Annotated in this window: 19 protein-coding genes, 1 pseudogene and 1 riboswitch; of the genes and pseudogenes, 9 read left to right on the top strand and 11 right to left on the bottom strand. The window is 56.3% G+C overall.

Features of this window, described 5'->3' with window-relative positions; genetic code table 11:
- Positions 1-4: 4 nt before the first annotated feature.
- The 7 genes from ftsL to leuO form a co-directional block, all read right to left on the bottom strand.
- The gene (gene ftsL, locus WFM46_RS01570; RefSeq protein WP_103178264.1) at positions 5-370 is read right to left on the bottom strand and encodes a cell division protein FtsL; all 366 of its coding nucleotides are present in this window, start codon (positions 368-370) and stop codon (positions 5-7) included.
- Positions 367-1,308 (bottom strand): 16S rRNA (cytosine(1402)-N(4))-methyltransferase RsmH, encoded by a 942-nt coding sequence (gene rsmH / locus WFM46_RS01565; RefSeq protein WP_103178263.1) that lies wholly within the window; start codon positions 1,306-1,308, stop codon positions 367-369. Before rsmH ends, ftsL begins: the two co-directional genes overlap by 4 nt.
- A gap of 2 nt (positions 1,309-1,310) precedes the next feature.
- On the bottom strand, positions 1,311-1,769 hold the full coding sequence (gene mraZ / locus WFM46_RS01560; RefSeq protein ID WP_103178262.1) for a division/cell wall cluster transcriptional repressor MraZ: 459 nt from the start codon (positions 1,767-1,769) through the stop codon (positions 1,311-1,313).
- A 597-nt stretch (positions 1,770-2,366) separates the two neighbouring features.
- A complete protein-coding gene (gene cra / locus WFM46_RS01555; protein ID WP_103178261.1) occupies positions 2,367-3,371 on the bottom strand; it encodes a catabolite repressor/activator in 1,005 nt (334 codons plus the stop codon).
- Between the two features lie 179 nt (positions 3,372-3,550).
- Positions 3,551-4,042, bottom strand: a complete 492-nt coding sequence (gene ilvN / locus WFM46_RS01550; RefSeq protein WP_032616525.1) for an acetolactate synthase small subunit — start codon at positions 4,040-4,042, stop codon at positions 3,551-3,553.
- Entirely contained in the window at positions 4,042-5,766 is a 1,725-nt protein-coding gene (gene ilvI / locus WFM46_RS01545) for an acetolactate synthase 3 large subunit (RefSeq protein ID WP_180209026.1), read from the bottom strand. Before ilvI ends, ilvN begins: the two co-directional genes overlap by 1 nt.
- Before the next feature lie 385 nt (positions 5,767-6,151).
- Positions 6,152-7,096, bottom strand: a complete 945-nt coding sequence (gene leuO / locus WFM46_RS01540) for a transcriptional regulator LeuO (protein WP_180209062.1) — start codon at positions 7,094-7,096, stop codon at positions 6,152-6,154.
- Positions 7,097-7,731: 635 nt separating this feature from the next.
- Between leuO and leuL the strand changes: the two genes are divergently transcribed.
- From leuL to leuD, 5 genes are all read left to right on the top strand, one after another.
- Entirely contained in the window at positions 7,732-7,818 is an 87-nt protein-coding gene (leuL, locus tag WFM46_RS23790; protein ID WP_103178258.1) for a leu operon leader peptide, read from the top strand.
- A gap of 93 nt (positions 7,819-7,911) precedes the next feature.
- A complete protein-coding gene (gene leuA / locus WFM46_RS01535; RefSeq protein ID WP_103178257.1) occupies positions 7,912-9,483 on the top strand; it encodes a 2-isopropylmalate synthase in 1,572 nt (523 codons plus the stop codon).
- Entirely contained in the window at positions 9,483-10,574 is a 1,092-nt protein-coding gene (gene leuB, locus WFM46_RS01530; RefSeq protein ID WP_180209027.1) for a 3-isopropylmalate dehydrogenase, read from the top strand. Before leuA ends, leuB begins: the two co-directional genes overlap by 1 nt.
- Positions 10,575-10,576: 2 nt before the next feature.
- Positions 10,577-11,977 carry a 3-isopropylmalate dehydratase large subunit gene (gene leuC / locus WFM46_RS01525; protein WP_103823236.1) on the top strand — a complete coding sequence of 467 codons (1,401 nt, stop codon included), beginning with the start codon at positions 10,577-10,579 and terminating at the stop codon, positions 11,975-11,977.
- A 10-nt stretch (positions 11,978-11,987) separates the two neighbouring features.
- Positions 11,988-12,593 (top strand): 3-isopropylmalate dehydratase small subunit, encoded by a 606-nt coding sequence (leuD, locus tag WFM46_RS01520; RefSeq protein WP_180209028.1) that lies wholly within the window; start codon positions 11,988-11,990, stop codon positions 12,591-12,593.
- Positions 12,594-12,649: 56 nt separating this feature from the next.
- Here leuD and WFM46_RS01515 read toward each other — a convergent pair whose 3' ends face one another.
- On the bottom strand, positions 12,650-13,828 hold the full coding sequence (locus WFM46_RS01515) for a sugar efflux transporter (protein ID WP_336996946.1): 1,179 nt from the start codon (positions 13,826-13,828) through the stop codon (positions 12,650-12,652).
- Between the two features lie 101 nt (positions 13,829-13,929).
- Entirely contained in the window at positions 13,930-14,082 is a 153-nt protein-coding gene (gene sgrT / locus WFM46_RS01510; protein ID WP_103178252.1) for a glucose uptake inhibitor SgrT, read from the bottom strand.
- An 87-nt stretch (positions 14,083-14,169) separates the two neighbouring features.
- On the opposite strand from sgrT, the gene sgrR reads away from it, so the two are divergent.
- The 4 genes from sgrR to thiQ all read left to right on the top strand — a co-directional run bounded on the left by sgrR (position 14,170) and on the right by thiQ (position 19,244).
- On the top strand, positions 14,170-15,825 hold the full coding sequence (gene sgrR, locus WFM46_RS01505) for an HTH-type transcriptional regulator SgrR (protein WP_336996945.1): 1,656 nt from the start codon (positions 14,170-14,172) through the stop codon (positions 15,823-15,825).
- Between the two features lie 36 nt (positions 15,826-15,861).
- Positions 15,862-15,961: riboswitch (TPP riboswitch) on the top strand.
- A gap of 34 nt (positions 15,962-15,995) precedes the next feature.
- Positions 15,996-16,979 (top strand): thiamine ABC transporter substrate binding subunit, encoded by a 984-nt coding sequence (thiB, locus tag WFM46_RS01500; protein WP_159339990.1) that lies wholly within the window; start codon positions 15,996-15,998, stop codon positions 16,977-16,979.
- Entirely contained in the window at positions 16,955-18,565 is a 1,611-nt protein-coding gene (thiP, locus tag WFM46_RS01495; protein ID WP_336996944.1) for a thiamine/thiamine pyrophosphate ABC transporter permease ThiP, read from the top strand. Before thiB ends, thiP begins: the two co-directional genes overlap by 25 nt.
- Complete coding sequence (thiQ, locus tag WFM46_RS01490; protein WP_336996943.1) at positions 18,549-19,244, top strand: thiamine ABC transporter ATP-binding protein ThiQ; 696 nt, start codon at positions 18,549-18,551, stop codon at positions 19,242-19,244. The genes thiP and thiQ overlap by 17 nt, the downstream gene beginning before the upstream one ends.
- Before the next feature lie 6 nt (positions 19,245-19,250).
- Here the strand turns inward: thiQ and WFM46_RS01485 are convergent, their stop codons facing one another.
- Positions 19,251-20,018, bottom strand: a complete 768-nt coding sequence (locus tag WFM46_RS01485; RefSeq protein ID WP_103178247.1) for a DedA family protein — start codon at positions 20,016-20,018, stop codon at positions 19,251-19,253.
- Between the two features lie 129 nt (positions 20,019-20,147).
- A pseudogene (gene araC / locus WFM46_RS01480) lies at positions 20,148-20,921 on the bottom strand (arabinose operon transcriptional regulator AraC); the annotation flags it as partial.
- Positions 20,922-21,069 lie beyond the last annotated feature (148 nt).

Below are 21,069 nucleotides of genomic sequence, written 5' to 3'. Positions count from 1 at the left end.
TTCCTTATTTTTGTACTACGATATTTTCCTGAGAGGGATCAACATGCTGCATCTGCAGCTTTTCCGTTGCGATCCGTTCCACCCGGCTGTGATCGCCGAGCGCATTTTCTTCGAGGATCAGATTTCGCCACTCGATATCCAGAGCATCACGCTCCAGCACCAGCTGTTCGCGCTGCGCCGTTAACAAACGGGTATGGTGAGCGGTGGTCACAACGGTGACCGCCGACACAATGATGCAAATAAACAGGCACAGTGGCAGCTTGCCGAAACGCAACAGATCGTCCCAGATCACGCCCGGCAATGCATGACGCTCGTTGCTGCCTAACGTCTCTTTGACCTTGCTTAAGGTGCCTGCCACTTTGCCGATCATGCACTCGTCCTTTCTGCAATGCGCAGCACTGAACTACGGGCGCGGGGATTCTCTTCCACTTCTGCCTCGCCCGGCATTAACTTGCCCAATGCGCGCAGCTGACGGCCCCCCAGCTTTTTGAGCTGCTCTTCCGTCATCGGTAACCCGGCCGGCACCTGCGGACCACGGCTTTGCTCGCGCATAAAACGCTTCACGATGCGATCTTCCAGCGAGTGGAAGCTGATAATCGACAGGCGACCACCCGGCGCGAGTACGCCAAGCGAACTTTTCAGCGCCTGCTCGATCTCCTCGAGCTCGCTGTTCACCCAGATGCGAATTGCCTGGAAAGTACGGGTGGCGGGATGTTTGTACTTATCCTTCACCGGCGTTGCCGCCGCGATCACTTCAGCCAGCTCTTTGGTACGGGTCATCGGCTCAATGCGGTTGCGCTCAACGATGGCGCGCGCGATACGCTTGCCAAAACGCTCTTCGCCGAAGGTTTTGATCACCCAGGCGATATCCGCTTCATCAGCCGTTTGCAGCCACTCGGCGGCGGACTGGCCGCGCGTCGGATCCATACGCATATCCAGCGGACCGTCGCGCATAAAGGAGAAGCCACGTTCAGCATCATCAAGCTGCGGTGAGGAGACGCCAAGATCGAGAAGAATGCCGTCGATCTTGCCGGTTAAATCGCGCTCGCTGACGTAATCAGCCAGCGCGGAGAAAGGACCATGAACGATAGAAAAGCGTGGGTCATCAATAGTTTTTGCCACCGCTATCGCCTGCGGATCGCGATCGATCGCCAGCAAACGGCCTTCCGCGCCCAGTTGGGAGAGGATTAAACGTGAGTGGCCACCCCGGCCAAAAGTGCCATCAATATAGATGCCATCAGGACGAATATTCAGGCCATTGACGGCCTCATCCAGTAGCACCGTCGTATGTTTATAATTTTCCATCATATTTATAGAGACAAATCCTGCAATCGTTCCGACAATGTCGCGGAATCAGACTGCTCAGCGTCGATATCTTCCTTGACCCGTTGATACCAGGCCGTTTCATCCCACAGTTCAAACTTATTGAACTGTCCGACCAGCATCACTTCTTTTGTCAGACCCGCATGCTGCCGCAGCACTGGCGCAATCAATAAACGCCCCGCGCTATCCATCTGACATTCACTGGCATGACCCAATAACAGCCGCTGTACGCGACGTTCCTGCGGGTTCATGCTCGACAGTCGAGACAGCTTTTGCTCAATGATTTCCCATTCAGGCAAGGGGTAAAGCAGCAGGCAGGCGTGGTTGATGTCAATGGTGCAGACCATTTGACCAGAAGCGCTCTCGTTCAGCTGGTCGCGATATCGGGTTGGTACCGACAAACGCCCTTTGCTGTCGAGATTGACTAACGTCGCTCCACGGAACATGCCAGTCTCACCCCTCCTCACCACTTTTACCCACAAATTCCCACTTAAGGGAGTTTACGGAGCGATGGAAAAGCTTGTCAAGCCAGGACTTCCGCGACATCAGTCTAAATGTTACTGATTTACGAACGGAAGTTAATCAGGCTATTAACCGTACAACTGGCGAGGCAAAATTAACGTGATGAATATTTGTGAGAAAAAACTCGAATATGCAGACCAGCGTTAAAAATCACTCATCTCGCCGCAACCAAATATAAAGTGTCAGTTTGCGACGCGGGCGGCATTTTAAGCCATATCGTCAGGGGTGAACAGCGCCAGATTCAACGCTGACGCCGCGTCGAACGCTGGCAAGCGGATGGCGACAAATTTGCGGGGTAAAAATGGCTGATAATTCAGCAATGATGATCGGTTGTGTAACAAAATAATACAAATAATCTCATTAATGACAATTAAATAAACATGAAAAGAAGTTTTAAATAGCAAAGTGAAATAAAAAGGCGTTCAGGCGATACTTTTTAAAGAATTATCTTAAAAAGAGTAGGGAATTGCTGAGTGGATGAAGGCAATAAATTCAGGGCAGTTTCCACTGCCCTGCGTCCCTTATGACCGGCTCAGTATGCCGCGACGATAGAGGTTACGACGGATGCGCGTCAGCCCCGGTTTAGGCTTACGCGGCTCATCGAGACTCGCCAGCACAATCTCCAGCACCCGCTCTGCCACGTCACGATGACGCTGGGCGACTGCCAGCACCGGACACTGCAGGAAATCGAGCAGTTCGTGATCGCCAAAGGTCGCAATTGCCAGATTGGAAGGCAGCTTACCTTCGCGGCGCAGCGTCACGTCCATCACTCCCTGCAACAGGGCAAAAGAGGTGGTGAACAGCGCCTGCGGCATCGGATGAGTTTCCAGCCACTTCTCAAACAGCTGCGCCGAGGCTTCGCGCTCGTAGCTATTGGCATAGAGGAAATCCACTTTACGGGGATCGTCTTTCCAGGCGGTTCGGAAACCCTGCTCGCGCAGGAAGCTCACGGAGAGTTCCGGCAACGCCCCCAGGTAAAGGACATTTTCCGCCGGGAAGGTGCGCAGCTCCGCCGCCAGCATTTCAGCATCGTCCTGATCGGCACCGACTACGCTAGTGAAATGCTCGCGATCTAACGCACGGTCGAGGGCGACAATCGGGAATGAATCATTGGCCCAGCGCTGATAGAAAGGATGCTCCGGGGGTAACGAGGTTGAAACGATAATGGCATCGACCTGACGCTGGAGCAGATGTTCAATGCAACGCATTTCGTTATCGGGCTGATCTTCTGAGCAGGCGATCAACAGTTGATAGCCGCGCTGACGCGCCTGGCGCTCAAGATAGTTTGCGATCCGGGTGTAACTGGTGTTTTCCAGATCCGGGATCACCAGGCCGATCGAACGGGTGCGCCCGGCACGCAGGCCGGCGGCGACAGCATTCGGATGGTAGTTATGTTCACGAACCACTGCCATGACTTTCTCAACGGTCTTGTCGCTGACCCGATACTGCTTCGCTTTACCGTTAATCACATAGCTTGCCGTAGTTCGTGACACGCCGGCGAGCCTGGCGATTTCATCCAGTTTCACAATTGCCCCTTAAAAAATATAAAAGAGTCCATGACCTTGTCAGGGTTATGACTTAATCTTGTAACATCTAAACGCAGAATAGTCTGTGCGGCAACCGCTTTTGTCGCGACTCCGGCATCGGTGCGCAAAAAAAAGCCCGGTAAATCGCACCGGGCAATAGAGAGGCGAACTTTTTATCTTTAACGCATCACTTTGTCACCGCGGGAAAGTCCCACAACGCCTGAACGCGCCACTTCGACAATTTTTGCCACATCCCGCACCGAGGCGAGGAAAGCATCCAGCTTATCGCTGGTGCCGGCAAGTTGAACGGTGTAGATAGAGGGGGTGACATCAATGATCTGCCCGCGGAAGATATCCGCATTGCGTTTCACCTCTTCACGCCCATAACCGGTGGCCTGAATTTTCACCAGCATAATCTCACGTTCAACGTAGGCTCCCTGCCCCAGCTCGCTGACGCGCAAGACATCTACCAGTTTATGCAGCTGCTTTTCGATCTGCTCCAGCACCTTGGCATCGCCCACCGTCTGGATGGTCATGCGGGAAAGCGTGGGATCGTCCGTCGGCGCTACCGTCAGGCTTTCAATATTGTAGCCACGCTGTGCAAAGAGCCCAATCACGCGCGACAGCGCACCGGACTCGTTTTCCAGTAATACAGATAATATCCGGCGCATCAGGTTCTCTCCGTTTTGCTTAACCACATCTCATCCATACCGCCGCCGCGAATATGCATCGGATAAACATGCTCGGTGCCATCCACAACCACATCGACAAAGACCAGGCGGTTATTTTTAACGTGCTCAAGGGCTTCACTGAGCTTCGCTTCCAGCTCTGCCGGATGACTGATACGCATACCAATGTGGCCGTAAGCCTCTGCCAGACGCACAAAATCCGGCAATGAATTCATATAGGACTGCGAATGGCGACCGGAATAGATCATATCCTGCCACTGCTTCACCATCCCCAGATAGCCGTTATTCAGATTGAGCACCAGCACCGGCAGTTCGTACTGCAGCGCGGTGGAGAGTTCCTGAATATTCATCTGGATACTGCCATCGCCGGTCACGCAGACCACTGTCTCTTCCGGTAATGCCAGCTTCACGCCCAGCGCGGCAGGCAGGCCAAAGCCCATAGTGCCCAGACCACCGGAGTTGATCCAACGACGTGGCTTATCAAACGGGTAATAGAGGGCGGCAAACATCTGGTGCTGGCCGACATCCGAGGTCACATAAGCGTCGCCTTTGGTCAGCTGCCAGAGCGTTTCGATCACCGCCTGCGGCTTAATGTTCTCACTTTGGGTATCGTATTTCAGGCACTGACGCGCACGCCACTGCTCAATCTGCAGCCACCAGTCACGAATCTCATCCAGCGGCTGAGCATAATTTTCCTGCGCCAGCAGCTCCAGCATCTGATCCAGCACCTGACGCGCATCGCCCACAATGGGCACATCCGCCGGCACGGTTTTGGAAATCGAGGTGGGATCGATATCAATGTGCAGCACCGTGGCATCAGGGCAATATTTCGCCAGGTTATTGGTGGTGCGATCGTCAAAGCGCACCCCAACGGCAAAAATGACATCGGAGTTATGCATCGTCATATTGGCTTCATATGTGCCGTGCATACCGAGCATGCCAAGCGCCTGTCGATGGGTGGCTGGAAACGCCCCGAGCCCCATTAATGAAGAGGCCACCGGCAGGTTCAGCTTTTCGATAAGCGCGCGCAGCTGTGCTTCACACTGGGCGTTCACCGCCCCGCCGCCAACATAGACCACCGGCTTTTTAGCCGCCATCAGGGTTTGCAGGGCGCGCTTAATCTGTCCCTTATGTCCCTGGGTCGTGGGGTTATACGAACGCATGCTGACCGACTCCGGCCAGACATAAGGCAATTTATTGGCCGGGTTGAGAATATCTTTCGGAAGGTCAACTACCACCGGCCCGGGACGCCCGCTGGCCGCCAGCCAGAAGGCCTTTTTCAGCACGCCCGGAATATCTTCCGTCTGCTTGACCAGGAAACTGTGTTTCACTACCGGACGGGAGATGCCGACCATGTCACACTCCTGAAAGGCATCATAGCCAATCAGCGAGGTTGCAACCTGACCGGAGAGCACCACCATTGGAATGGAGTCCATATAGGCGGTGGCGATACCCGTAATGGCGTTCGTCGCGCCAGGACCGGATGTTACCAGCACGACCCCCACCTCACCTGTCGCGCGTGCCAGTCCATCAGCCATATGCACGGCAGCTTGCTCATGACGCACGAGGACGTGATCGATACCGCCAACGGTATGTAGTGCGTCATAAATATCGAGGACCGCGCCTCCCGGGTAACCGAACACTTGCTTCACGCCCTGATCGATTAACGATCGGACGACCATTTCGGCGCCAGACAACATCTCCATGATTTGCCTCCAGGCTTATCGTTTCAGACGGACAGGAGAAATATGCACTGCGCCGTCTTTTTTGTCAGGGTTACCCCTGGCGATTTTTATTGTGCAGAGTGACAGTTACCATAACCGCTCGCCGTGAGGCAGGCAATTAGCAAACCTCGGCTGGCGCGGGATCCCAAAAGAAGAAAGATAAGGTATTAATAATTGTTATGGATAAATCTACTGCGAGAACGGGAGGGAGTGAGCGTTCATCATTTAAAAAGGCGGCGCCACAGTAATTCATCCATTTTTACGGCCAGGAAAAGGCAATGAAAATATCTTCAGCAGAATAATATTTCAGAAACGATAAGAAAGTCAGGATAAATAGCAATAACACTGAAATTTATCCTGACCGCATTTATCGCCGGCAGACGTTAACCAGCAGCTCTTCCATCCACTGATGGCCTTTATCGCGACCGGCTGCTTCATGCCATGAGAGATAGCAGGTGCGTGAGTTAAGGCTCAGCGGCAACACCATAATTCGCAGGTTCAACGGATCGGCAAACTCTTCAGCCAGCCAGCGCGGGGCGATGGCAACCAGGTGAGTTTGCGAGACAACATTTAATACGCTGACCATTGCCATCCCCTGATAGGCTACACAGGCCTGCTTATCTGGCGTGTCGTACCACGGCTGGCTAAAAGAGGCGTAGCGATCGAGGGCAACAACCGCATGCTGTTCGCGATAAATATCGCTCTCCTGCAACATACCATTAAGGCGCGGATGCGCTTTGCTGGTAACCAGTACCATTTCGTCCTTAAATAACGGTACGCAAGAAAATTCGGGGCGACGAAATTCTTCGTAGCCAATAACAAACTCCGTCTCCTGATATCGCAGCTGATGTTCCGTATTCTGGTTAAGGGATGACTTGAAAACCAAATGTATATTGGGCGCAACTTCCTCGACTTTATTATAAATAAGTGAGGTCAGATAATTATCCAGAGGGCTGCAAACGCACAGATGGAAAACACGCTCGCTGCTGCTTGAATCAAACCCGGAGCCCGGAAGTTCATTCTGCACAAGCTGAAGCGCCTGACGTACCGATGCAAACAGCTGATAGGCACGGGCAGTAGGCTGGATACCGCGGCCATAACGAACGAATAACTCGTCATTAAACATAACCTTGAGTCTTGCAACGGCATTACTGACAGCGGGCTGAGACATTCCCAGCGACTGGGCGGCACGCGTAATATTTTGTTCCTGCATGACCGCATCGAAAACCGTTAAAAGATTCAGGTCCACCGTACGGAGCTGTGGTTTTGCCCCCTCTGACACAGACGATTTTTCGCTACTTTCTTCACACATACCCTGCTCCACTGTCACGCTGAACTCCTTTCCTCGTGTGTAACAATAAATTTAGAAAATATGATTTATCACGCATATAAAACAAGCTAAAGAGAAATGTTACAAATTAGGAATATATAAATACCCGCCAGCCGTGACAGAGCTCAGGCATAAGATAAGAAAACATGCTTAAAAAAGCGAGAAAGCATATCGATTAGTTTATATTGCGAATGAAACCATAGATCTCACAAATAAACAATATGGCATTTCGTTAAGGCCTATTTAAGTTTTAATGAAATATTAACAGTGACTTAATTAAATTAGTTAACATTCTCTTATCAGACCAATCACCTTCTAACCTGCAACACCCAAATTATTATGGTAAAGTGATGAAAGTTAAGGAATTCAAAACGCTGGCTTATTATTCCTGGATTTTAAACAATTGCAATAAAGTATATGCAAACGATTCAACTGATAAATTCGCACACATAACTCAGAATAAGAAAATGGCAAAAAAGGGAAAAACCAGCACAATAAGCTAATTCTTTCTGCCCGGGTCGCGAAGGCGAAGAGGCGTTTTCGCCTGGCAGGGGTTGACATCATTCCGCGTATCCAGTACCACTAAAAGCATATCTTATTTATCTGGAGCTTGATTCATGATTCGCAGCATTCGTTTCACCGGTCTACTACTACTAAACGCATCCACTGTGCGCGGTAGACTGGCGGGCGAAATTCAGCGTTGAATCGTTCTCTGGTTAAGACAAAAAACCCGCGCCACTGCGCGGGTTTTTTTATGCTCGTAGCAAGGCGCCCAAATTCAGACAAGGACCTAACCCATGAGCCAGCAAGTCATTATTTTCGATACGACCTTACGTGACGGTGAACAAGCATTACAGGCAAGCCTGAGCGTTAAAGAGAAATTGCAGATTGCTCTGGCCCTTGAACGTATGGGCGTAGACGTAATGGAAGTGGGCTTCCCGGTCTCTTCCCCGGGGGATTTTGAATCCGTTCAGACCATCGCCCGCAGCGTAAAAAACAGCCGTGTGTGCGCCCTGGCTCGCTGCGTCGAGAAAGATATCGATGTGGCCGCCGAGTCGCTGAAGGTCGCCGAAGCCTTCCGTATTCACACCTTTATTGCTACCTCGCCGATGCATATCGCCACCAAGCTGCGCAGCACCCTGGATGAGGTGATCGAGCGCGCCATCTATATGGTGAAACGCGCCCGCAATTATACTGACGACGTTGAGTTCTCCTGTGAAGATGCAGGCCGCACGCCGATTGAGGATCTGGCCCGTGTGGTTGAAGCGGCCATCCGTGCCGGTGCCACCACTATCAACATCCCGGACACCGTCGGCTACACCATGCCGTTCGAGTTCTCCAGGATCATTACTGGCCTGTATGAGCGTGTGCCGAATATTGATAAAGCGATTATCTCCGTTCACACCCACGACGATTTAGGCCTGGCTGTCGGCAATGCCATTGCCGCGGTCCACGCCGGGGCGCGTCAGGTTGAAGGTGCCATGAACGGTATCGGTGAGCGCGCCGGCAACTGTTCACTGGAAGAGGTGATCATGGCGATCAAGGTGCGCAAGGACATCATGGATGTGCATACCCGCATCAATCACCAGGAGATCTGGCGCACCAGCCAGACCGTGAGCCAGATCTGCAACATGCCGATCCCAGCGAACAAAGCGATTGTCGGCACCGGTGCCTTCGCTCACTCCTCCGGTATTCACCAGGACGGCGTGCTGAAGAACCGCGAAAACTACGAAATCATGACTCCGGAATCGATCGGTCTGAATCAGGTGCAGCTGAACCTGACCTCCCGCTCTGGCCGCGCGGCGGTTAAACACCGCATGGAAGAGATGGGCTATAAAGAGACCGACTACAACATGGATCATCTGTACGACGCCTTCCTGAAGCTGGCCGATAAAAAAGGCCAGGTATTTGACTACGACCTGGAAGCGCTGGCGTTTATCAACAAGCAGCAGGAAGAGCCAGAGCATTTCCGTCTGGACTACTTCAGCGTGCAGTCGGGTTCAAGCGACATCGCGACCGCCTCCGTCAAGCTGGCCTGCGGCGACGAGATCAAAGCCGAAGCGGCCAACGGCAACGGTCCGGTAGATGCCATCTACCAGGCCATTAACCGCGTCACGGAATATGACGTTGAGCTGGTGAAATATGACCTGACGGCGAAAGGCCAGGGTAAAAACGCGCTGGGCCAGGTAGACATCGTGGTCAACTATAACGGCCGCCGCTTCCACGGCGTGGGCCTGGCGACCGATATCGTCGAATCCTCCGCCAAAGCGATGGTTCACGTCCTGAACAATATCTGGCGCGCCGCGGAAGTCGAAAAAGAGTTGCAACGCAAAGCTCAGAATAAAGAGAACAATAAGGAAACCGTGTAATGTCGAAGAATTACCATATTGCTGTGTTACCGGGCGACGGAATTGGTCCCGAAGTTATGGCACAGGCACTGAAGGTGCTGGACGCTGTCCGCACCCGTTTTGCGATGAAAATTACCACCAGCCACTACGATGTAGGCGGTATCGCGATCGATAACCACGGTACGCCGTTGCCGCAGGCAACCTTGACCGGCTGTGAGAATGCCGACGCGGTCCTGTTCGGCTCCGTAGGCGGCCCGAAATGGGAACATCTGCCACCGGCCGAGCAGCCAGAGCGCGGGGCGCTGCTGCCACTGCGTAAACACTTCAAGCTGTTCAGCAACCTGCGTCCGGCCAAACTCTATCAGGGGCTGGAAGAGTTCTGTCCGCTGCGCGCCGATATCGCCGCCAACGGCTTCGACATTCTGTGCGTCCGTGAGTTGACCGGCGGTATCTACTTTGGTCAGCCGAAAGGCCGCGAAGGCAGCGGTCAGCACGAAAAAGCGTTCGATACCGAGGTGTATCACCGTTTTGAGATTGAACGTATCGCCCGTATCGCGTTCGAATCTGCCCGCAAACGCGGCCATAAAGTGACCTCGATCGATAAAGCTAACGTGCTGCAATCCTCCATCCTGTGGCGCGAAATCGTTAACGAGATTGCTCAGGCGTATCCGGACGTTCAGCTGGCGCATATGTACATCGACAATGCCACCATGCAGCTGATTAAAGATCCGTCCCAGTTTGACGTCCTGCTCTGTTCCAACCTGTTCGGGGACATTCTCTCTGACGAGTGCGCGATGATCACCGGCTCCATGGGGATGCTGCCGTCCGCCAGCCTGAACGAAGAAGGTTTTGGCCTGTACGAACCGGCTGGCGGATCCGCACCGGATATCGCGGGTAAAAACATCGCCAACCCGATCGCGCAGATCCTCTCTCTGGCGCTGCTTTTGCGCTACAGCCTGGATGCTAACGAGGCAGCTACCGCGATCGAAAACGCCATCAACCGCGCCCTGGAAGAGGGTGTGCGCACCGGCGATTTAGCCCGCGGCAACGCGGCGGTCAGTACTGAAGAAATGGGCGATATCATTGCCCGCTATGTCGCTGAAGGGGTGTAATCATGGCGAAGACGTTGTACGAAAAAATTTATGATGCTCACGTGGTCTATGAAGCGCAGAACGAAACCCCGCTGCTCTATATCGATCGCCATCTGGTGCACGAAGTGACCTCGCCGCAGGCGTTCGATGGCCTGCGCGCGCACAAGCGTCCGGTGCGCCAGCCGGGTAAAACCTTCGCGACGATGGACCATAACGTCTCAACCCAGACTAAAGACATCAACGCCTCCGGTGAGATGGCGCGCATTCAGATGCAGGAGCTGATCAAGAACTGCAACGAGTTTGGCGTTGAGCTGTACGATCTGAATCACCCGTATCAGGGCATCGTCCATGTGATGGGCCCTGAACAGGGGATCACCCTGCCGGGCATGACCATCGTTTGCGGCGACTCCCACACCGCGACCCACGGCGCATTCGGTGCGCTGGCCTTCGGTATCGGCACCTCCGAAGTGGAACATGTGCTGGCGACCCAGACCCTGAAACAGGGCCGTGCGAAGACCATGAAAATTGAGGTGACCGGCGAGGCCGCACCAGGCATCACTGCCAAAGACATCGTGCTGGCGATCATCGGTAAAACCGGTAGCGCAGGCGGCACCGGACATGTGGTGGAGTTCTGCGGCAGCGCAATCCAGGCCCTGAGCATGGAAGGCCGTATGACCCTGTGCAACATGGCGATTGAAATGGGTGCGAAAGCTGGTCTGGTTGCGCCTGACGAAACGACCTTCAACTATGTGAAGGGGCGTTTGCACGCCCCGAAAGGCCAGGATTTTGACGACGCGGTCGCGTACTGGAAAACCCTGAAAACCGACGAGGGTGCGGTATTCGACACCGTGGTCACCCTGCAGGCCGAAGCGATTGCGCCGCAGGTCACCTGGGGCACGAATCCGGGGCAGGTCATCTCCGTTAACGACAGCGTTCCCGATCCGGCCTCGTTCGCCGATCCGGTTGAGCGCGCCAGCGCAGAGAAAGCGCTGGCCTATATGGGGCTGAAGCCGGGCGTACCGTTGACCGACGTGAGCATTGATAAAGTGTTTATTGGCTCCTGCACCAACTCGCGCATCGAAGATCTGCGCGCCGCGGCAGAAGTGGCGAAAGGCCGTAAAGTGGCGCCGGGTGTGCAGGCGCTGGTGGTCCCAGGCTCCGGCCCGGTCAAAGCGCAGGCGGAAGCCGAAGGTCTGGATAAGATTTTCATTGAAGCAGGCTTTGAATGGCGTCTGCCGGGCTGCTCCATGTGTCTGGCGATGAACAACGATCGCCTGAACCCGGGCGAGCGCTGCGCTTCCACCAGCAACCGTAACTTTGAAGGTCGTCAGGGGCGCGGTGGACGCACGCATCTGGTCAGCCCGGCGATGGCCGCGGCAGCCGCAGTGACCGGCCACTTCGCCGATATTCGCAGTCTGAAATAAGGAGATCATCATGGCAGAGAAATTTACCCAACATACTGGCCTGGTGGTCCCTCTGGACGCGGCTAACGTCGACACCGACGCCATCATTCCAAAGCAGTTTTTGCAGAAGGTAACCCGCACCGGTTTTGGCGCGCACCTGTTTAACGACTGGCGTTTTCTGGATGACAAAGGCCAGCAGCCGAACCCGGAGTTCGTGCTGAACTTTCCTGAGTACAAAGGCGCATCTATCCTGCTGGCGCGGGAAAACTTCGGCTGTGGCTCATCGCGCGAGCATGCGCCGTGGGCGCTGACCGATTACGGTTTCAAAGTGGTAATTGCCCCGAGCTTTGCCGACATCTTCTACGGCAACAGCTTCAACAACCAGCTGCTGCCAGTCACGCTGAGTGATGAACAGGTTGACGAGCTGTTTACCCTGGTGCAGGGCAACCCGGGCATGACCTTTGAAGTGGATCTGGAAGCGCAGGTCGTAAAAGCCGGGGATAAAACCTACAGCTTTAACATCGACGCGTTCCGCCGTCACTGCATGATTAACGGTCTGGACAGCATCGGACTGACCCTGCAGCACGAAGACGCCATTGCCGCCTACGAGAGCAAGCAGCCAGCCTTTATGGGCTAATGGCTTAGCCCTCACGCTAAAGAGTCCATTGCACAGTCAATGGACTCTTTTTTTATTCAGACATCTTTAACCCGCCAGGTGAGCACCAGCGTCACCAGCGAAATCCCCGCAATAGCCATGTAAACCGCAGAGTGGCCGTAGCTTTGTGCCAGCGCGCCCTGAATCACCCCCGCCAGGATCACGCCGGTAGAGATACTGTTGGTAAACAGCGTGGTTGCCGACCCCGCCCTGCCCGGCATCAGATCCTGGAACCAGAGCATGCCAATCCCGGCGATGATGCCAATAAAGATCGCGTTAAAGAGTTGCAGGCCAAGCAAGGCCTCGCGGCTGTGGAAGAGGATCAGCCCCAGATAAAAGAGCACCCCCGCCGCCACGGCCATCACCATCATCCGCCGTTTACCAACGTGTTTGACGTAATAACCCGCAAGGATCATTGCCGGGATCTCCAGCCCGGCGGCAGTGCCCATTAAGATCCCGGCCAGCTTGTCCGGCAGCCCCAGATCGCTGCTGATCCACAACGGCATGTCGATGATATACATGGTGTTACAGGTCCACATTAGCGTGGACGCAATAAACAGCCTGCGGACATTTTTATCTTTCCAGCCGCTTACCTCCGTCACCGGAACGGCGGTCGCCGAATCCACCCTGGCCACAGAAGGCAGCGCGAAGGCGATCAGCGCCAGGCTGATGGCAAAAATGGCCGCCGCAATAGAGAACATAGTGGTAAAGCCGTAGTTAAGCGCCAGCATAAACGCCAGCGGCGGACCGATGACCCACGCCAGCGACAGCTGCGCACGCATCACCGAGCTGAACATCACCACCTCACGCGCAGAGCTGTCGGCATATTCCCGCGCCAGAGCAAACAGCTGCGGCATGGCGGTATTGGCAATCGAGGCCAACAGTACGCCGCAGGTTAATAAGGTCAGGTAGTGGCGGTTAAAGGCAAACAGCAGCGCGTTGCCAATCGCCATCGCGCAGCAAAAGAGGATCAGCTTGCGGCGATCGCCCTGGCTGTCCGAACGCTTCGCCAGCCACAGGCTGACCAGGATCCCGGCGACGGCGTTGACGGTATAGAACAGCCCCACCCAGAACGGTTGGGCGCCCACCTCGCGGCTCAGGAACAGACTCAGGGTCGGCGCCTGCAGTGCTCCGGCTACGCCCATCATAAACGCCACCATTAAAAAAGCGGCATACACACCGTTGAGACGGCGTCCCATCGTCATTAACCAGAGCATCACTGTTCCTTTAGCGCACGAGAAAACGAAAAAAGCCAGCAGATGATACCTGCTGGCGTGGTGATTAGCACCAATACTCAGTCACACATGATCGAAGCAATTCAGCGTTCCGAGGTCGACGTTGTCACCTCCCACTGCATCAGCTCTTCCAGTATTTTCAGCCGTTGCTCTGCACACCGGCGGGCCAGCCAGGACACTCCCTTTGTCGCTGAGAAGTACTGTTGGTAAAACTGATTTGTGGCAGACCTCTTCATATTTACCTCCTCGCTTCATCGAAGTGAATTATTGGCTTAATATAGGGATTAATAAATTGCTGATTTTTTGTCAGGAGTTCCTCTTTTATGCCCTCTGGTCGTCTGCAACAACAATTCATTCGCCTCTGGCAGTGCTGTGACGGCCAGACCCGGGAGACCACGCTCAGCGAACTGGCCGACCTGCTCAGCTGTTCGCGCCGCCATATGCGCACCCTGCTCAACACCATGCAGCAGCAGGGGTGGCTGAGCTGGGAAGCGGAGGCCGGGCGCGGCAAGCGCTCGCGTCTCACCTTTTTGTATACCGGCCTGGCGCTTCAGCAGCAGCGGGCGGAGGATCTGCTGGAGCAGGATCGCATCGAGCAGCTGGTGCAGCTGGTCGGCGATAAAGCCGCGGTGCGCCAGATGCTGGTCTCCCACCTCGGGCGCAGCTTCCGCCGGGGCAAGCACATCCTGCGCGTGCTCTATTATCGTCCGATGAAAAACCTGTTGCCGGGGAGTGCATTACGGCGCTCCGAAACCCATATGGCGCGGCAAATCTTTAGCGGGCTGACGCGCATAAATGAGGAAAATGGGGAACTGGAAGCCGATATTGCCCACCACTGGCAGCAGCTTTCTCCTCTGCACTGGCGATTTTTTTTGCGGCCTGGTATCCATTTCCATCATGGCCGCGAGCTGGAGATGGCTGATGTTATCGCCTCGCTGCAGCGCGCCCGCGAATTGCCCCTCTATTCACACATCAGCCGGGTCCAGTCACCCACCGCCTGGACGCTCGATATTCAGCTTACGCAGCCCGACCGCTGGCTGCCGTGGCTGCTGGGGTATGTGCCATCTATGATCCTGCCGCGGGAGTGGGAAACCATGCACAACTTTGCCAGCCTGCCGGTGGGCACCGGGCCGTATGCGGTTTCCCGTAATAACAATAACCAGCTGAAGATCCGCGCCTTCGATGATTACTTCGGCTACCGGGCGCTGATTGACGAGGTGAACGTCTGGGTGTTGCCGGATATCAACGAAGAGCTGAGCGTCGGCCTGACCCTGGAGGGGCCAACCGAGGGGGAAAAGGCGGTGGAAAGTCGGCTTGAAGAGGGCTGTTACTATCTGCTGTTTGACGCCCGCTCCCACCGCGGGGCCAGCGCCGAGGTGCGCCAGTGGGTAAGCCGGATCCTCTCCCCGGCGAACCTGATCTATCAGGCTGAGGAAGTGTATCAGTCCTACTGGTTCCCGGCATATGGCCTGCTGCCGCGCTGGCACCATGCCCGTCCGGGACGTGGCGACAAACCAGCCGGGCTGGAGAGCCTCACCCTGACCTTCTATCGCGAACATATCGAACATCGGGTGATCGCCAGAATGATGAGCGAGCTGCTCGCCGCCGAGCAGGTGACGCTGAACATTCAGGAGGTCAGCTATGAGGAGTGGCATCGCGGCGAGATCGTGAGCGACATCTGGCTCAACAGCGTCAACTACACCCTGCCGTTGGATTTCTCGCTGTTCTCACATCTCTATGAGGTGCCGCTTCTGCAAAACTGTATTGAGCGCGACTGGCAACAGGACGCCGCCGAGTGGCGCGCGGGTGAGATGAATCTTGCGTTCTGGTGCCAGCAGCTGCTCGCCCAGCAGGCCATCGTCCCGCTGATCCACCACTGGCTGATGATCCAGGGGCAGCGCAGTATGCGCGGCTTGCGTATGAATACGCTGGGGTGGTTTGATTTTAAATCGGCGTGGTTTGCGCCGCCGGAACCATAACACTTTCGTAATATTCACCAAATCATTACAATACTGCCGTTCTCAACGGGGTGCTGCGTGAAAGCGTGTGCTGAGAAAATACCCGTCGAACCTGATCCGGATAACGCCGGCGAAGGGATTTGAGGCTGTTGCTCAAAATCCTTTGCCACTCTCAAACAATGAGGTGCAAAGTGTTCAAAACTGTTCTTCCCCTGTTGGCGCTGGTTGCGCTGCCTGCCGTTGCCAGTCCTGTCCTGACGGTCTACACCTATGACTCTTTCGCTGCCGACTGGGGCCCGGGCCCGGCGGTCAAAAAAGCCTTTGAGGCCGACTGCAAGTGCGAGCTGAAGTTCGTGGCGCTGGAGGATGGCGTCTCGCTGCTGAACCGCCTGCGCATGGAAGGCAAAAACAGCAAAGCCGACGTGGTGCTGGGGCTGGATAACAATCTGCTGGAAGCAGCCACCCAGACCGGGCTGTTCGCCAAAAGCGGTGTGGCGGCCGATGCGGTTAACGTCCCTGGCGGCTGGAAGAACGACACCTTTGTGCCTTTCGATTACGGCTACTTCGCCTTCGTCTACGACAAAAACAAGCTGAAAAATCCGCCAAAGAGCCTGAAAGAGCTGGTTGAGAGCGACCAGAAGTGGCGGGTGATCTACGAAGATCCGCGCACCAGCACCCCGGGGCTGGGTCTGCTGCTGTGGATGCAAAAGGTCTACGGCGACAAGACCCCGGAAGCCTGGCAGAAACTGGCCGCCAAAACGGTCACCGTGACCAAAGGCTGGAGCGAAGCCTATGGTCTGTTCCTGAAAGGGGAAAGCGATCTGGTGCTGAGCTATACCACCTCCCCGGCGTACCACATCATCGCCGAGAAAAAAGAGAACTATGCCGCCGCTGACTTTGCTGAAGGTCACTATCTGCAGGTTGAGGTCGCCGCCCGGACCGCAGCCAGCAAACAGCCGGAGCTGGCTGAGAAGTTCCTGAAATTTATGGTTTCTCCGTCGTTCCAGAACGCCATCCCGACCGGCAACTGGATGTACCCGGTGACCAATGTGACGTTACCGGCAGGTTTTGACACCCTGGTGAAACCGCAAACCACGCTGGAATTTACCCCGCAGGAAGTGGCCGGGAAACGTGCAGCATGGGTCAGTGAATGGCAACGCGCCGTCAGCCGTTAATCGCCGGCTGGTTGCTGCCGGGGCTGCTGGCCGCCACGCTGATGGTGGCCGTCGCCCTGGGCGCATTTCTGGCGCTGTGGTTTAACGCGCCAGCCACCGACGTCGCGGCGCTTCTGCACGACAGCTATCTGTGGCACGTTATCCGCTTCTCGTTCTGGCAGGCGTTTCTCTCCGCCCTGCTCTCCGTCGTGCCCGCGATATTTCTTGCCCGCGCGCTCTACCGGCGTCGCTTCCCTGGCAGGCAGGCGCTGCTGCGCCTGTGCGCCATGACCCTGATCCTGCCGGTACTGGTGGCGGTATTTGGTATTCTCAGCGTTTACGGGCGTCAGGGCTGGCTGGCCGCGCTATTCCAGGCACTCGGGCTGGAGTGGCGCTTCTCGCCCTATGGCCTGCAGGGGATCCTGCTGGCGCACCTCTTTTTCAACATGCCGATGGCAACGCGCCTGCTCTTACAGGCGCTGGAAAATATCCCCGGCGAACAGCGCCAGCTTGCCGCCCAGCTCGGGATGCGCGGCGGGTCATTTTTCCGTTTTGTCGAATGGCCATGGCTGCGCCGCCAGATCCCCCCCGTCGCCGCCCTGATCTTTATGCTCTGCTTTGCCAGCTTCGCCACCGTGCTCTCACTCGGCGGCGGGCCGCAGGCCACCACCATCGAGCTCGCCATCTATCAGGCCCTGAGTTACGACTACGATCCGGGCCGCGCGGCGCTACTGGCGATGGTGCAGATGGTCTGCTGTCTGGGGCTGGTGATGCTGAGCCAGCGGTTGGGAAAAGCGATCCCCATCGGCGCCAGCCAGCTTGCCGGCTGGCGCGATCCGCAGGATAGCCTGCGCAGCCGCCTGACCGATGGCCTGCTCATCACCCTCGCCCTGCTGCTGTTGCTCCCGCCGCTGCTGGCGGTGGTGGTGGATGGCCTGAATCTTAACCTGGTGTCGGTGCTGCAACAGCCGGTGCTATGGCAGGCGCTGGGCACTTCGCTGCGCATTGCCCTGGGCGCCGGGCTGCTTTGCGTCCTGCTGACCATGATGCTGCTGTGGAGCAGCCGGGAGCTCTATGCCCGTCAGGCGATTGTGGCCGGACAGGCGCTGGATCTCAGCGGCATGCTGATCCTGGCGATGCCCGGCATCGTGTTGGCGAGCGGCTTTTTCCTGCTGTTCAACAGCACCGTTGGCCTGCCCGAATCGGCCGATGGCATTGTCATCTTCACCAACGCCCTGATGGCCATTCCCTACGCGCTGAAAGTGCTGGAAAATCCGATGCGCGACCTCAGCGCCCGCTACACCCTGCTTTGCGACTCGCTGGGGATGCACGGCTGGCAGCGGCTGAAGGTGGTAGAGCTGCGCGCCCTGAAGCGCCCGCTGGCCCAGGCGCTGGCCTTTGCCTGCGTACTGTCGATCGGCGATTTCGGCGTGGTGGCGCTGTTTGGCAATGATGATTTCCGCACCCTGCCGTTCTGGCTTTATCAGCAGATCGGCTCGTATCGCAGCCAGGACGGGGCCGTCACGGCGCTACTGCTGCTGCTGCTCTGCTTTGCGTTATTTACCGTTATCGAAAAACTACCGGGGCGTGATGTTAAAACTGACTGATGTAACCTGGCTTTATCAGCACCTGCCGATGCGCTTCAACTTGTCCGTGCGCCGGGGCGAACTTATCGCCGTGCTCGGCCCCAGCGGCGCCGGGAAAAGCACCCTTCTCAATCTGATCGCCGGTTTTCTGCAACCGGCCAACGGCAGCATCACCCTTAATGGTCACGATCACACCCGCACGCCGCCTGCTGCGCGCCCGGTGTCGATGCTGTTTCAGGAAAACAATCTCTTCACTCATCTGAACGTGCGCCAGAACATTGGCCTGGGCATGCATCCCGGCCTCAGGCTCAACGCAGTGCAACAGCAGAAGCTAAGCGACATCGCGCTGCAGATAGGGATCGGCGATCTGCTGGAGCGCCTGCCGGGTGAGCTTTCGGGCGGTCAGCGTCAGCGCGTCGCGCTGGCGCGCTGTCTGGTGCGTGAGCAGCCTGTCCTGCTGCTGGACGAGCCCTTTTCGGCACTCGATCCCGCCTTACGCCAGGAGATGCTGCTGCTGGTCAAAGAGGTGTGCGAGCGCCAGCAGCTGACGATGCTGATGGTATCGCACAGTGTGGAAGATGCACTCAGGATCGCCCCCCGGTCGGTGGTGATTGCCGATGGCCGTATCGCCTGGGATGGCGATACGGAACAGCTGGCAAGCGGAAACGCGAGCGCGTCGCGCCTGCTGGGGATCCACTGATGCCGATCAGCGGCTGACAACCTTAAGCAGGATCTCGCCATACACCGGCATCATCGGGTGACGGACCAGCATCACCAGTGCCACCAGCGCCACGCCCAGGGTGACGGGAGCCAGCCAGAATAAGCGTCCACGCGGCAGATAGCGGCTGAGGCGATCCGAGGACGCTTTCCCGCTGCGCCACAGCCGCCAGCAGAGCCAGGCCGCCAGCCACAGCAGCAGCGCGGTCGCCAGCAGCAGCCAGCGGAAGCCCCCGCTCTGTACACCGGCAGGAATATCGATTGCCGCGCCGGCCAGGATGCCCGGCAGGAAGTAAATTGGCGGCCAGAACAGACAGCCAATCAGGTTCGGCACGATAAATTTCGCCACCGGCAGATCCAGCATCCCCGCCACCATCGGCACCAGGGGGCGCGTCGGGCCAACAAATCGCCCCACCAGAATGGTAAACATGCTGTGTTGATGCAGGGCATGCTCGGTTTTATCGAGCAGGGCTTTGTTCTTTTTCATGAATGACCAGCGGTGCAGCGGCTTTTTAAAGCGCCAGCCCAGCCAGAATGAGATCCAGTCGCCCAGCAGACAGCCGACGATCCCCGCCAGCCACGCCTGCCAGAAGTTAACCTCGCCACTGCCAATCAGCGCGCCGAGCCCGGCCATCATCACCGTGCCGGGCAGGATCAGTCCAACCAGCGCCAGAGATTCCAGGAAGGCCACGAGCGCGACGGCGACGAGCGAATAGGTAACGGACTGGGTAATAAAATGTTCCAGCAATGCCTGCATAACAGTTCCGGTCAGGTGACGAAGCAGGGATTCTGCGAAGAGCGCCCTGCTGCGTCAAGACAACAATTGTCTGAATAGTTTACCGGGTGTGAACAGGATCCAGCGAACTTGTTTAGTTTTATTTACTTTCTATTCACACCCTGCGCGAAATTCGCTGGGGCTGGCGCCGGTGCATTTTTTAAAGACCCGGGAAAAGTAGAGCTGATCCTCAAAGCCCACGTTGCGCCCGACGGTGGCAATTGGCATGCGGGTGGTGCTGAGCAGCAGCTTGGCCTGGCTGATGCGCTGATCCTCGCGCCAGCTCAGTACGCTCACCCCCAGCTGCTGGCGGAACAGGTGCGACAGACGCGACGGCGACAGGCAGACATGCTGGGCGACGCTGGCGATATCAAACTGGCTGTCCGCCAGGTGGTCGCTGATGTACTGGCAGGCTTCGCGCACCCGGTGATCCAGCGGCGGGTTGAGCGATTCATTGATCGCCTCCATCCGGCGCAGCAGCAGCTGTTCCAGCAGGTTGATGGCCAGCAGCTCGGCATAGCGCCCCCCGCCCTGCCCGGCCTCGATGATCTGGGCAAACAGCTCCCGAAACTGCGGCTGATGCGCTTCATCCGGGCGATAAAAGCCGGTATGGGCAAACATCGACGGCCAGGCCAGCCACTCCTGCCAGTAAGCGCGCGGGCGGAAGTAGACCCACTGGTGATACCACTCCCGGGCATCGGGATGACGACCATAGTGATGAATTTCACCCGGCGGGAAGAGCAGAATATCACCCGGACGGCAGACGAAGGTCTGATCGCCATTCTTGATCACCCCCTCTCCGCGCACGGTCAGGTTGAGGATATAGCCCTTCATCCCCAGCGGTCGGTCAACGTAAAAATCGAGATAGCCGTCAGCCTCAATGGGAAAAACGAGGGGGGGGGTGGGGGAATAATAAAAAAAACAAAGCAGACTAATTAGTCCGCACGGTCGCCTTAACGAGCACCGGGCGCATCAATGATGAAATAATATAGAGTTTTAGGAGCAGCGACAGTCGATGTTGTTGTGACACACT

It is taken from the genome of Leclercia sp. M50 (genome assembly GCF_037150775.1).
In the GTDB taxonomy this organism is placed as follows: Bacteria; Pseudomonadota; Gammaproteobacteria; order Enterobacterales; family Enterobacteriaceae; genus Enterobacter.
The sequence above is the reverse complement of the archived record's forward strand: the minus strand, read 5'-3'. Positions and strand labels throughout refer to the sequence as shown.